Raw genomic sequence first — 12,755 nt, 5'->3', positions numbered from 1 at the left:
AAATGGTGCTGTATTGCCGGCGGTGCCGGAGTTTTCGCTGGAGTGGACATGATCGATATTTCAGAACGCGCGCAGAAGCACTTCCTTCGCCTGCTCTCCCAGCAGGGCATCGAGGGCCTGAGCATCCGCCTGCGCGTGACCTCGCCCGGCACGGCGGCCGCCAATTGCGAGCTGGAGTTTGCCGAGCCGGATGAACTGACCGGGCAGGAGTGGACCATCGTCTGCGATGGTTTCGATTTCAACGTCGATGGCGACAGCGCGCCTTGGCTGGAAGGCGCCAGCATCGATTTCGAGCCGAACGCCACGGGCGGCCAGCTCAATATCCGCGCGCCGCGCATCAAGGGAGAGATCCCGGGTGCGGAGGCCGGCCTGATCGAGCGCGTGCGTTACGTGCTGGAAGCCGAAGTGAATCCGAAGATTGCCTCGCACGGCGGACGCGTGAGCCTGCTCGAAGTGGATGCCGATGGCGTGGTCGTCCTGCAGTTCGGCGGCGGTTGCCACGGCTGCGGCATGGTGGATGTCACGCTCAAGCATGGCGTGGAAAAAACGCTGCGCGAACGCGTGCCGGAGATCACCGCCGTGCGCGACGCCACCGACCACAGCGGCGGCAGCAACCCGTACTACAGCAAGAAGGAAGGGCAGTCCGCGCTGGGTTGAGCGCTCGCCGTCTGGACGTCCAAAAGAAAAGGCCCGCATCGCGCGGGCCTTTTTTCTTGCCGATGGCGGCGCTTACTTGTCGCCCTGGATGTGGCCTTGCAGGGTGTCCAGCTTGGTCGGCAGGCTGGAGAAGTAGGCGGCGACGTCCTGGATGTCCTGGTCCGACAGCGTCGCGACGAAGCCCTTCATGATGGCGTTGTCGCGCTGGCCGCTCTTGTACTCGTTGAGCGCCTGCTGGATGTACATGTTGTACTGGCCGGCCAGGCGCGGGTACTGCGGATCGACCGCATTGCCGTCGGCGCCATGGCAGGCGAAGCACGCGGCGGCCTTCTGCTTGCCGTTCTCGATGTTGCCCGCGGCCAGCAGCTGGGTGGAAGCGAACGCCAGGACGGCGCCGAATGAAAGCAGGGTCAGTGCACGTTTCATGCGGGTCGGGTCCTTGGCTTACTTGGCGAGGCTGGAGAGGTAGGCGGCGACGTCCTGGATGTCCTGGTCGGACAGACTCTGCGCCTGGGCCATCATCGTCGGATGCTTGCGCTCGCCCGCCTTGTACTCGTGCAGCGCGTTGACGATGTACTGCTCGTTCTGGCCGGCGATGCGCGGCACGGGGTAGTTCGGATAAGCGTTGGCGTAACCCGGTACGCCATGGCAACCATTGCACGTGTAGATCAACTTGCGTCCGGCAGCTTTGTCACCCTCGGCATGCACGCTGGCAGTGGCGAAGAGAGCTGCGGCCACGGTCAGGCCAAGCAGTTGCACTCGAGTCATCAGGATCGTCCCCACGATTCCGGCTGGTACATGGTGAATGTCGCGGCAGTATAGTCGTAGCGTTCACGAACGGACAACATGTCGCAAGCCACTGATTTGCATCATCGATGGATGCCACAGTGGCCGGAAGGATGCGCGCACGGAGGCCCGGCGCGCCAAACCCAATGCAAGGGGCAATGCATGCGAAAGATGCTTGAAAAGGCCGGGAATCGACGCGTCCTGAAGGTTGCGGCGTTGGTGGCGATGGTGTTCGGCATCGCGTGGCAGGCGGGCGAGGCGAGGGCGGCGACCCCTGCGGCAGATTACCGCATCGTCGGTTACGTGGGAGACACCCAGCCCTTGCCCCACGTGAGCGCGGACAAGCTCGACGTGATCAATTACGCATTTGCCAAACTCGAGCCCAAGGGTGACGTGGTGTTTCCCAGCCCCACGGCAGGCCAGACGCTTGCCACCCTCACCGGGCTGCGCAAGCTCAATCCCAACCTCAAGATCATCGTGTCCATCGGTGGCTGGGGCGCGGACTACTTCTCGGACGTCGCCCTCACCGAGGCCACGCGTCAGCGCATGGCCGACAGCGTGGCCGCGTTCATCGAAAAGTACGACGTGGATGGCGTGGACCTCGACTGGGAATACCCGACCTTGCCAGGTCCCGGCATCAGCCATCGACCCGAGGACAAGCGCAACTTCAGCCTGCTGCTGGAAACGCTGCGCGCCCGTCTCGACAAGATCGGCGTCGCACATGGCAGCCGCCATTACCTGCTGACCATCGCCGCCGCTGACAGCGAATTCGTTGCGGGCATCGAGCTGGAGCGCGTGTCGCATTCGCTCGACTGGTTCAACCTGATGACGTATGACTTCCACAACAGCCTGACGCCGACGACGGGACACCACGCCGGGCTGCATCTGTCCGCTGTCGCGCCCGCGGACGATCGCGCGGGCGACAAGGCCGTGGCGCAGTTCCTCGCCGCGGGCGTGCCCGCCAAAAAACTCAACCTTGGCGTGGCGTTCTATGGGCGCGCGTTCACCGGCGCCGATCCCGCGCACGATGGCCTGCAGCAGAAGTACACCAAGTTCGCGGGCGCGCCCTCATGGGACGAGCTGGTGGCGAGCTACATCGGCAAGAACGGCTACGTGCGCCATTGGGATGCCAAGGCAGCGGCGCCTTACCTGTGGAATGCGCAGACGCACACCTTCGTGAGTTACGAAGACCCCGAGTCGCTGCGTGCGAAGGCGGCCTTCGTCAAGGCGAAGGGCCTGGGTGGCGTGATGTATTGGGAGCACAGCCTGGATCGCAACGAGGAATTGCTGGGCGTGCTGGATCAGTCGTTGCGGTCGCACTGATCTTGTTGCCTCAAAACCGGCTTGCGTCGGATCGAGCCTCACCGTCATCCCCGCGAAAGCGGGGATCCAGCGCCTTTTATGCGGCGTTACGCGAGCCTAAAGTCACTGGATCCCCGCTTTCGCGGGGATGACGGTGAGGTCACGTGAAATGGCGCAGAACTTTGACGCCGAACTCAGAACAAGCTCTTGAAGATATGAATCCCGGCGGTGTACTCGCCGATGATCGTGCCAAGGCAGACAAGGAAGAAGTTGAGCAGCGTGCGGGCGACGCGATTGCGCCACCAGCCGCGCCAGTGGCCGATGTCGTCGCGCAGCGTTTCGAAATCGGCCACGCGTGGGCGGCGCACCCATGCTTCCACCATCGCGCTGATGCCGCCAGAGGGAATGCCGGGGCGGAAGGGTTTGATCGGTCCGGCAATGAAGGCGGCGATCACGCTCAACGGATGCGCGCCGGCGATGATGGCGCCGATGGCCGAGAAGCCGCCGGTATAGAGCACCCAGTCGCGCAGCGCGGCGGTGCCCAGCGCCGCGTTGCGATGGAAGGCGAAGCCGATGGCGGCGAACACCGCCAGCACCAGGCCGATCGCGATCCATTTGGGCCAGCGTGATTTCGGTGGCGCGGCGGCCAGCGTGGCCGCTTCTGCGGCAGGGTCGCCCTGTTGTGTGCGCAACTGTTCGCACAGGCCCTTGAGGTGTCCCGCGCCGATCACCACGAGTACGCGGCGGCCTTCGCCGAAGCCCGACTGGGTCGCCTGTTCGCGCAGGCGGGCCGCCATATAGGCGTCGCGCTCGGCGATCAGCGCGCGATAGAGCGGCGCCGAGTTGGTGGCGAACTCGCTGAAGGCGCTCTCCAGCATGTCGCCTTGCTTGAGCTTTTCGATCTCGGACTCTTCGATGTCCTGGCGCTCGAACACGCTGGCGATCAAGCCGCCCATGAGGCCGAAGCGCTGCCAGAATCCCACGCTGTGCCAGGCGCGGCGCAAGGTGGTGCCGACTTCGCGATCCACCAGCCACACGGGAAGATGGCGCTGCTCGGCGCCTTCCATGCCCGCTTTCATTTCCGCGCCAGGCTCGATGCCGTACTGCTCGGCCAGGCGCTTCTGGAACGAGGAAAGCACCAGGCTCGCCGCCACCATGCCCGCCTTGCCCTGGCGGATCACCTGGAACAGGTCCATCTGCTTGAACGCATCCGGATCGCGCATGCCCTGCGCGCGGCTGTCGCACAGCTCCACCGCGACGGCGTCGAAGCTTTCGTGCGCAAGCAGGGCCTGCACTGCTTCGACGCTGGCGCGCGATACGTGCGCGGTGCCCAGCACCACGTATTCCACGCCGTCGCGCGTGACGCGCTCGATGGGCTGGTCGCGCAGCACCGGCGGCAGGGAATCGGCGATATCGGTCTGGCTCATGCGTGGTCGGCGTCGCTTAGGCTAAGGACTGCGTGGGGATGGTGCCGGTGTGATGCAAGTCGCGCGCGGCGACTGTTCAGTCGCGGAAGCGCTTGAGCAGGTCGCCGTAGGCGTCGATGCGGCGGTCGCGCAGGAACGGCCAGATGCGGCGCACGTGTTCGCTGCGCGCCATGTCCACGTCCACGATCAGCAGTTCGCGCTGGTCCGTGCCGGCCTGCGCCAGGAACTCGCCCTGCGGCCCAGCCACGAAGCTGGTGCCCCAGAACTGGATGCCGTTGGTGACGCCCGCCTTGTCGGCCTCGAAACCCGTGCGGTTGCACGACAGCAGCGGCAGGCCGTTGGCCACGGCGTGGCCGCGCTGCACGGTCACCCATGCCTCGCGCTGGCGATCCTTTTCGGCCTGGTCGTCCTGCGGGTCCCAGCCGATGGCGGTGGGATAGAGCAGCAGGTCCGCGCCGGCCAGCGCCATCAGGCGGGCGGCTTCCGGATACCACTGGTCCCAGCACACCAGCACGCCGAGGCGGCCCACTGAGGTGTCGATGGGATCGAAACCCAGGTCGCCCGGCGTGAAGTAGAACTTCTCGTAGAAGGCCGGGTCGTCGGGGATGTGCATCTTGCGGTACTTGCCCGCGATGGCGGCCGAGCGGTCGAACACCACGGCGGTGTTGTGGTAGAGGCCCGTCGCGCGCTTCTCGAACAGCGATGCGACCACCACCAGCTTCAGTTCCCCGGCCAGCTTGCCGATGCGCGCCGTGCTGTGGCCCGGGATGGTCTCGGCCAGATCGAACTCATCCACCGACTCGCGCTGGCAGAAGTAGGGGCCGTTATGCAGCTCCTGCAGCAGCACCAGTTCCACGCCCTTGGACGCGGCTTCGCGCAGGCCTGCCTCAATAGCGTCGAGATTGGCATCGCGGCTGCCGCGGTCGGTTTCCTGCAGCAGGGCGACTTTGAGGGTCTTGCGGGTCATCGGCGGGTCTCGGTAGGGGCTGTCGGGGAAGCAGGCCGCCCAGTTTAACGGATACGACGAAGCCGGCCCCGTTCGGGGCCGGCCGGCGGTTCATATATGGAGCATGCCGCGCCGGTTTTCACCGGCTGCGTTCAGACGATGCCCGCGGGAAGTTGCATGGTGATGCAGTGCAGGCTGCCGTTCTGCCAGATCAGCGGGCGGCAGGGCACCTGCACGATCTCGCGGCCCGGATGGGCCTCGCCGATGATGCGGGCGGCCTCGTCATCGGCCACGTCGCCATAGGCGGGCACCAGCACGGCGCCGTTGACGATCAGGTAGTTGGCATAGGACGCGGCCAGGCGGCGGCCCTCGTCGATGATCGGCTTGGCCCAGGGCAGGGGATATAGCGTGTACGGCTTGCCCTCGGGCGTGCGTAGCGCGGCGAGTTCCTCGCCCATGCGCTTGAGCTCGTCGTGGTGCGGGTCGCTGGCGTCGTCGCAGGCCTGGTACACGATGCGCTCGCCCGGGGCGAAGCGCGCCAGCGTGTCGATGTGCGCGTCGGTGTCGTCGCCTTCCAGGTAGCCGTAGTCGAGCCACAGCACACGCCTGGCGTGCAGGCTGTCGCTCAGGATCTCGGTCATCTGTTCGCGCGACTGCTCGGGATGGCGCTGGGTCAGGCAGCGCCAGGTGGTGAGCACGGTGCCCACGCCGTCGCTTTCGATGCCGCCGCCCTCGAGTGCCCAGTCGATGCGCTTGTGCAGGGCCTTGCCGAACACGCCTTCCTGCACGAGGCCGGCGATGAGTGCGTCGTCCTGCTCGGCGCCGAACTTGCCGCCCCATCCGGTGAAGCGGAAATCGGTGAGCTGGAAAGCGCCGTCATCGGCCTTCAGCGTGATCGGGCCGGAATCGCGCAGCCACGTATCGTCGTAAGGCAGCTCCACGAAACGTACCTTGGACAGATCGACGCCCTCGCCGGTCAGCAGGGCCTGCACGCGCAGGCGCAGCGTATTGTCGCCCACCACGATGATCAGCGACTGGAAGCGCGTGACCGCGGCGGCCAGCGCCACATAGGTGGTTTCCACATCGGCCAGGCGGTCGGCCCAGTCGGTGCCAGCGTGCGGCCAGGCGATCAGCACGGCCGACTGCGGCTCCCATTCCGCCGGAAGGCGAAGGCTATGGTCATTCATCGTGAACGTTTCTCTTGCGGGGGCGGCGACCCTGGGGGCCACTGAGCGGGTCAGGGCATCCCGAGCAGGGACGGTGGAGGGCGCAGAGTGTAAACGATGCGACGTAAGAGTCTGTGTAGGGGCGCTTCGCGGATGTCATGCCCGGAAACGACAACGCGGCCCGTGTCTCCACGAGCCGCGTGCAAGGCTCAGGCCGATCAGTTGGCGGAGGCGGGATTGGTGTTGTTGCCGGCCGGCGTGTTGAGCACGGCGTGGATCACGTGGCTCTTCTCGAAATAGACGATGAAATTGGAGTAATCCCAGCGGTTGATCACCGGATGCTTGGCGCTGTCGCCGCCGCGAGGCGCGAGCTTGCGCTGCGGGGCGCCGTACTTTTTCTCGACCTCCGCCATGCTCATGCCGCGGGAGGGCAGGTCCATCGACTTTTCCTGCTGCACGCGGTTGACGAGCAGGCTCTCCGCATGCGCAACGGCGGGCGCGCCGAAGCCGGCGGTGGCCAGCAGGGCAATGGACAGGCAGATGCTGGACTTGCTGATTCCGAACTTGTTCACGGTTCCCCTCTCCGCACAAGGCGTTGCGGCGTCGTTGTAGCAGAACTGTTCGGGCTAATCCACGCGAATCTGCGGCGATTGCGACGCCGTGGGCATTCGGGCCGTTATCATGGGCGGCTTCGGGCGGCAGGACGCCCGGTCCGGATGACGTGCCCTCATGATTTCGTTTCGCCATTTCGCTCTCCGCCGCGGCAGCCGGCTGCTGCTTTCCGACGTCGACCTGGTGATCCAGACCGGGTGGCGGCTCGGCGTGGTGGGGCGCAACGGTTGCGGCAAGTCCAGCCTGTTCGCCGCCCTGCAGGGCCAGGTGGAAGCCGATGCCGGCGACCTGGACATGCCGGCGAAGATCCGCCTGGCCTCGGTGGCGCAGGAGACGCCCGCCTTGCCGGATCCCGCCATCGAATACGTCATGGGCGGCGACGAGGAACTGGCCAAGGCGCTGCGGGACGAACTGGATGCGCAGGCACGCGGCGACACCGAGGCGATGGCGCGCGCGCATCACCGCATCGAGGAGCTGCATGGTTACGACGCGCGTGCGCGCGCCGGCCGGCTGCTGCATGGCCTGGGTTTCGCGCCGGAAACGCACGAGACGCCCGTCAAGGAGTTCTCCGGCGGCTGGCGCGTGCGCCTGAACCTGGCGCGCGCGCTGATGGCGCCCTCGGACCTGCTGCTGCTCGACGAGCCGACCAACCATCTCGACCTGGATGCCGTGCTGTGGCTGGAAGAATGGCTGCGCCGCTACCAGGGCACCTTGCTGGTGATCTCGCACGACCGCGAGTTCCTCGACGGCGTGATCACCCACACGCTGCACCTCAACGATGGCACCGGCAAGCTTTACACCGGCAACTACAGCGCGTTCGAGCGTCTGCGCGCGGAACAGTTGCGCCAGCAGCAGATCGCGCATGAACGCGAACAGGCCGAGCGTGCGCACCTGCAATCGTTCGTCGATCGCTTCAAGGCCAAGGCCAGCAAGGCCAAGCAGGCGCAGTCACGCGTCAAGCGGCTGGAGAAACTGGCCGGGACCGAAGCCGTGCGCCTGGAGCGCCCGTTCCGCTTCCAGTTCGCGGTGCCCGATCGCCTGCCCGATTCCATGCTGCAGATGGAGGACGTGGATGCCGGTTATCCCGGCGAGCATGGCGTGGCGCCCGCCACCATCCTGCGCAACGTGCGTTTCCGCCTGGAAGCGGGCGAACGCATCGGCCTGCTCGGTCCCAATGGCGCGGGTAAATCCACGCTGGTGAAGACGCTGGTCGGCGAGTTGCCGCCGCTCGCAGGTGAGCGCAAGGCGCACAAGGACCTGAAGATCGGCTACTTCGCCCAGCATACGGTGGAAAGCCTGCGCGAAGGCGCCTCGCCGTTCGATCACCTGCAGGACAAGGCGCCGGGCGTGGCCGCGCAGGCGCTGCGCGATTTCCTGGGCTCGTGGAATTTCGCCGGCGATCGCGCCTTCGAATCGGTCGATGGGTTCTCCGGCGGCGAACGCGCGCGACTCGCACTGGCGCTGATCGCCTGGGACAAACCCAACCTGCTGCTGCTCGACGAACCGACCAACCACCTCGATCTGGACATGCGCGAAGCGCTGGCCGATGCGCTTGCCGAATTCGATGGCGCGTTGGTGCTGGTTTCGCACGATCGCCATCTGCTCGGCATGGTGAGCGACAGCTTCTGGCGCGTGGCCGACGGCAGCGTGGAACCGTTCGATGGCGACCTCGACGACTATGCGCGCTGGTTGCGCAGTCGCGGCTCGGAGGCCAAGAAAGCCAAGAAAAAGGAAACCGCCAAGCCGGTCGAACGCGTGGAAACACCGGAAGAGCGCCGCCAGCGCACGGCCGCCGAACGCGAGAACGACAAGGCGGCACGCCAGCGCGTGAAGAAACTGGAGACACGCATCGCCACGCTCGAAGGCGAACTCGCCGCGCTCGATACCAAGCTGGCGGACCCGGAAACCTACAATGGCCCCACGGCCGAGATGATGCGACTGGGGCAGCGGCAGGCCGAGCTTCGCCGTGAGAAGGAAACGTTGGAGGGCGAATGGCTCGAACTCTACGAAAAGCTGGAGGCATGAGCGCATGGACGATCCGGCCCGCCGCGTGATCGATATCTGGCTGCCCCACCTCGCGAGGTTCGCGCCGAACCATCCGCTGCGGAGCCTGCTGCGCAAAGCCGATCCGCTGGCCGGCGGCGCGCGTGGCTATATGGAAGGTCTGGCGTCGCGTTTTGGCTTGTCCAATCCGTTGCCGGCGGGGGCGTTGACCAGGAAGTTGATCGCCGGCGATGCCGGGACGGATGCGTGGTTGTGCGCCGATCCCGCGTGGGTGCAGCCCGATCTCAACGGTGCGCGCCTGCTCGCCTACGGGCAGATGCAGTTGTCCGACGACGATGCGCAGCGGCTTGCCGACGCGTTGAATCCCTTGTTCGACGAAGCCGGCATGGCGCTGCGGGTGTCGTCGCCCGATCACTGGCACGTGCGTTTGTCCGCCGGTATGGACATCCCCGATTTCGCCGCGCCCGAGCAGGCGCTGGGCGAGGATCTCTACTACCACCTGCCGCAAGGCGAGCAAGGGCGTCCCTGGCGCATCCTGCTCAACGACGTGCAGGTGATGCTGCATCAGCATCCACTCAATGAAGAGCGCCGCGCCCGCGGCCTGCCGCCGGTGAACCACCTGTGGCTATGGGGTGGCGGTGTCTTGCCGGGTTCCGTGAGTGCCACGCTCACCCAGGTGATTGGCGACGATCTGTTGCTGGCCGCGCTGGCGAAGCAGGCGCGTGTTTCCTGCACGCCACGCACGAAAGCGTCGGTATCCGCCGCGACGCCGGGAACGCTGGTCGATCTGCAGGATCTGCCCGTGGACGATATCGCCACGCAATGGGCGGACGTTCTCGTCGCACTGGCGAAAAAGCATGCTCTGCAGCTCAGCTTCGCCAGTGGTGAGCGCTGGCTGCATCGCCCATGGCATCGGCTGCGCTTCTGGCGCGGGAGTGGCGCGTGAAGAAGGTTAGTCTTCGACGGCGCGCGGCGCAGGGCGCCCCTTCGGGTTGGGGTTTGGACGTCCATCCGGTGCTTCAGCAGGTGTTCGCGGCGCGCGGCGTGCTTACTCCCGACGATGCCGAGTATCGGCTGGCGCGCCTATTGTCGCCGCAGCAACTGGGCGGGCTCGATAAGGCCGTCGCGCTTTTGTCGGAAGCGATCCGTGACGACTGGTCCATCCTGATCGCGGGCGACTACGACTGCGATGGCGCGACCGGCACGGCCGTCGCCGTGCGCGGGCTGCGCATGCTGGGCGCGCGACGCGTCGATTACGCGGTGCCGAACCGGTTCGTGCATGGCTATGGTCTTAGCCCAGCGCTGGTGGAATCCCTGCAGCCGGCACCGCAGCTGATCATCACCGTGGACAACGGCGTGGCCAGCATCGCCGGCGTAGCCGCCGCGCAGGCACGCGGCATCCGCGTCATCGTCACGGACCACCATCTGCCAGGCGAACAGCTGCCCGCTGCCGACGCCATGGTAAATCCCAACCTGGGCGGCGACACGTTTCCCAGCAAGGCGCTGGCCGGCGTGGGCGTGATGTTCTATCTGCTGCTGGCATTGCGTGCGTCATTGCGCGAGCTGGGCGCTTTCGCCTCTGGCAGCGAGCCGGATCTGTCCGTGCTGCTCGACCTGGTGGCCGTGGGCACGGTGGCCGACCTGGTGCCGCTCGACTTCAACAACCGCGTGCTGGTGGAAGCGGGTATGCGCCGGGTGCGCAGCGGGCGCGGCCACGCGGGCGTCATGGCGTTGGTGGAAGCCAGCCAACGCAGCGCGGCGACCTTGTGCGCCAGTGACCTGGGCTTTGCGATCGGGCCGCGCCTCAATGCCGCCGGGCGCCTTGAAGACATGCGCATCGGCGTGGAGTGCCTGCTGACGGACGACGTGGTGCAGGCGCGCAGATATGCGGAACTCCTCAGCTCGATCAACCAGGAACGCCGCGAATTGCAGGCGGCCATGGTGGCCGAGGCCGAGGTGATGGTGTCGCGCGCGGCCGATATCGATGCTGTCGGCGTCGCCTTGTTCGAGCCCAGTTGGCACGCCGGCGTGGTCGGGCTGGTGGCATCGAAGCTGAAAGAGCGGCTGCATCGCCCGGTGATCGCCTTTGCGCCGGCCAGCGAGGATCTGCCGGATGAACTGCGGGGTTCCGCACGATCCATTGCCGGGTTCCATATCCGCGATGCGCTGGCCATGATCGACGCCCGCCATCCCGGCCTGATCGCGCGTTTCGGCGGACACGCCATGGCGGCAGGGCTTAGCCTCAAGACGGAGGACTATCCGCGCTTTGCGCAAGCCTTCGACGCCATCGCGCGCGAATGGCTTGACGATGACCATCTGCAGGCGGTGCAGCATACGGATGGCGAACTGCCGCCGGGTGCGGCGACGCTGGAGCTGGCGCGCCAGCTGCGCGCGGCGGGGCCGTGGGGGCAGGCCTTTCCGGAGCCCGTGTTCGACAACCTGTTCGAGTGCGCCAGCTGGCGCGTGATGGGCGAGCGGCACCTGCGACTGAGCCTGCGCGATCCGCGCGACGGCTCGGTGCATGATGCGGTGATGTTCAACGCCTATGAAGGCACGCCGCCGCCGTCCGTGCTGCGCGCGGCATACGAGCTGGTCATCAACGACTGGCAGGGACGCGAAAGCGCGCGACTGCTGCTGCGCTACATGGAACCGGTTTGAGCGCTGTCAGACGACCAGCTTCAGCAACTGCGTAAGAATGACCTTGGCGGGAATCACCGACAGCCAGATCGGCGCGAAGGGCAGCAGCGTAGCCACGGCGAGCGAAATGGCCGCGCGCGGGTCGAACAGCATCGGGCGCATGGCGTAGACGTTGGCGGTCACGCCATAGAGGTCGGTAGTGGAGGAGAAGTCGGGCTTCTCCAGCGATTCCTGATCGACAAGGCTATCCGCGCCCAGCCACTTGTCCTCGAACTGGGTACCGAGCTTGCTGGCCAGGGCGCCGTACTCGAAGACGCCGCGGCGCCACGCCATCAGCAACGAGCGCCCGAAGATCAGCGGCGGACTGATGAAGATGGCCACCACCACGAGGGCGGTGGCGATCGGAACGGCGGGATGATCCAGCGGGTTGAGCCCGAGATGGAAGACTTCGTTGGCGAAGGTTCCCGCCGTGATGATGCCGATGGTCAGCGCCAGCGACATGAACATCCGTGGGGAAAATGCGACGAACTGCAGCCCGGCGGCCTTGTCCGGGTGCGAGGCGATCAGGTGCAGGTTCATGCGCGACACCTGATGCAGGAATCGCGTCCACACGCCGACGCGCCATACCCAGCTGAGCAGCAGGCCAAGCAGCAGCGGAAGACTGATCAGCATGTGCCACCAGCCCGCAAGCGAGAGGTGGCTGGCATCGTCCGCGTGGTGCCACGCCGGGAACAGGCCGGGGTGGACGGTCAGGGCAATGACGACGACGATGGCATAGACCAGTACCGTCATGCCGGCGGATGGCCAGATGCCCACGCTGAGGCGGCGCGTCGATGCCACCGCTTCATCGAAGCGCTCGCGGTCGGAGGCATCGATGATCCGCGAAACGAGAAAATGCCGGGCGGTGATGTCAAGGCGCGGAAGAATGATGTATTCCGAAAGAATCAGGATAGGCACCGCCAGCAGGTAGCGTGCGTGCACAGCGATGTCGGTGAAGAACGCATGCAGCAATTCCGGATGTCCGTCGATGACGGCATGCACCGCCGAAAGCAGGGCAAGCGGCACCCACGACACGAGCACGGCGATCACCACGCGCCGGAAAGCCTGGGCGCGTTGCTCAGGCTTGATCAGGCGTAGCCGCCGCAGCACGGCAACGTGCTTGGGTTCCTCGAAGATGCTGGACGTGGGCTCGCTCACGCGGTGTGCTTCGATGGCCCT

General features: G+C 66.1%; 12 protein-coding genes. 5 read left to right on the top strand and 7 right to left on the bottom strand.

The features are described from left to right. Positions 1–48: 48 nt before the first annotated feature. Positions 49–657, top strand: coding sequence for an NfuA family Fe-S biogenesis protein (locus BDW41_RS04490; RefSeq protein ID WP_074546838.1), 609 nt, complete (start codon positions 49–51; stop codon positions 655–657). 72 nt (positions 658–729) lie between these two features. On the opposite strand, the gene BDW41_RS04485 is transcribed toward BDW41_RS04490, so the two are convergent. Then, positions 730–1,083, bottom strand: a complete 354-nt coding sequence (locus BDW41_RS04485; protein WP_074546837.1) for a cytochrome c — start codon at positions 1,081–1,083, stop codon at positions 730–732. A gap of 18 nt (positions 1,084–1,101) precedes the next feature. Further along, complete coding sequence (locus BDW41_RS04480) at positions 1,102–1,425, bottom strand: cytochrome c (protein ID WP_026033861.1); 324 nt, start codon at positions 1,423–1,425, stop codon at positions 1,102–1,104. 180 nt (positions 1,426–1,605) lie between these two features. On the opposite strand from BDW41_RS04480, the gene BDW41_RS04475 reads away from it, so the two are divergent. Further along, positions 1,606–2,766 (top strand): glycoside hydrolase family 18 protein, encoded by a 1,161-nt coding sequence (locus BDW41_RS04475; protein WP_074546836.1) that lies wholly within the window; start codon positions 1,606–1,608, stop codon positions 2,764–2,766. A 173-nt stretch (positions 2,767–2,939) separates the two neighbouring features. On the opposite strand, the gene BDW41_RS04470 is transcribed toward BDW41_RS04475, so the two are convergent. From BDW41_RS04470 to BDW41_RS04455, 4 genes are all read right to left on the bottom strand, one after another. Further along, positions 2,940–4,172 (bottom strand): TraB/GumN family protein, encoded by a 1,233-nt coding sequence (locus BDW41_RS04470; protein ID WP_074546835.1) that lies wholly within the window; start codon positions 4,170–4,172, stop codon positions 2,940–2,942. Between the two features lie 76 nt (positions 4,173–4,248). Then, on the bottom strand, positions 4,249–5,139 hold the full coding sequence (locus tag BDW41_RS04465; protein ID WP_074546834.1) for a carbon-nitrogen hydrolase: 891 nt from the start codon (positions 5,137–5,139) through the stop codon (positions 4,249–4,251). A gap of 131 nt (positions 5,140–5,270) precedes the next feature. Beyond that, the gene (locus tag BDW41_RS04460) at positions 5,271–6,305 is read right to left on the bottom strand and encodes an agmatine deiminase family protein (RefSeq protein WP_074546833.1); all 1,035 of its coding nucleotides are present in this window, start codon (positions 6,303–6,305) and stop codon (positions 5,271–5,273) included. 197 nt (positions 6,306–6,502) lie between these two features. Next, complete coding sequence (locus tag BDW41_RS04455) at positions 6,503–6,820, bottom strand: hypothetical protein (RefSeq protein ID WP_074546986.1); 318 nt, start codon at positions 6,818–6,820, stop codon at positions 6,503–6,505. Between the two features lie 193 nt (positions 6,821–7,013). On the opposite strand from BDW41_RS04455, the gene BDW41_RS04450 reads away from it, so the two are divergent. The 3 genes from BDW41_RS04450 to recJ are packed head-to-tail and all read left to right on the top strand — an operon-like array spanning position 7,014 to position 11,558. Beyond that, entirely contained in the window at positions 7,014–8,921 is a 1,908-nt protein-coding gene (locus tag BDW41_RS04450; RefSeq protein WP_074546832.1) for an ATP-binding cassette domain-containing protein, read from the top strand. A gap of 4 nt (positions 8,922–8,925) precedes the next feature. Further along, complete coding sequence (locus BDW41_RS04445) at positions 8,926–9,846, top strand: phosphoglycerate mutase (RefSeq protein ID WP_074546831.1); 921 nt, start codon at positions 8,926–8,928, stop codon at positions 9,844–9,846. Then, complete coding sequence (gene recJ / locus BDW41_RS04440; RefSeq protein WP_074546830.1) at positions 9,807–11,558, top strand: single-stranded-DNA-specific exonuclease RecJ; 1,752 nt, start codon at positions 9,807–9,809, stop codon at positions 11,556–11,558. Before BDW41_RS04445 ends, recJ begins: the two co-directional genes overlap by 40 nt. Positions 11,559–11,564: 6 nt before the next feature. On the opposite strand, the gene BDW41_RS04435 is transcribed toward recJ, so the two are convergent. Next, the gene (locus BDW41_RS04435; protein WP_074546829.1) at positions 11,565–12,734 is read right to left on the bottom strand and encodes a hypothetical protein; all 1,170 of its coding nucleotides are present in this window, start codon (positions 12,732–12,734) and stop codon (positions 11,565–11,567) included. Positions 12,735–12,755: the final 21 nt, after the last annotated feature.

Origin of the sequence: Dyella sp. AtDHG13, assembly GCF_003201105.1 — a bacterium.
GTDB classification, from domain to species: Bacteria; Pseudomonadota; Gammaproteobacteria; order Xanthomonadales; family Rhodanobacteraceae; genus Dyella; species Dyella jiangningensis_B.
This window is presented reverse-complemented; position numbering and strand designations above follow the sequence as displayed.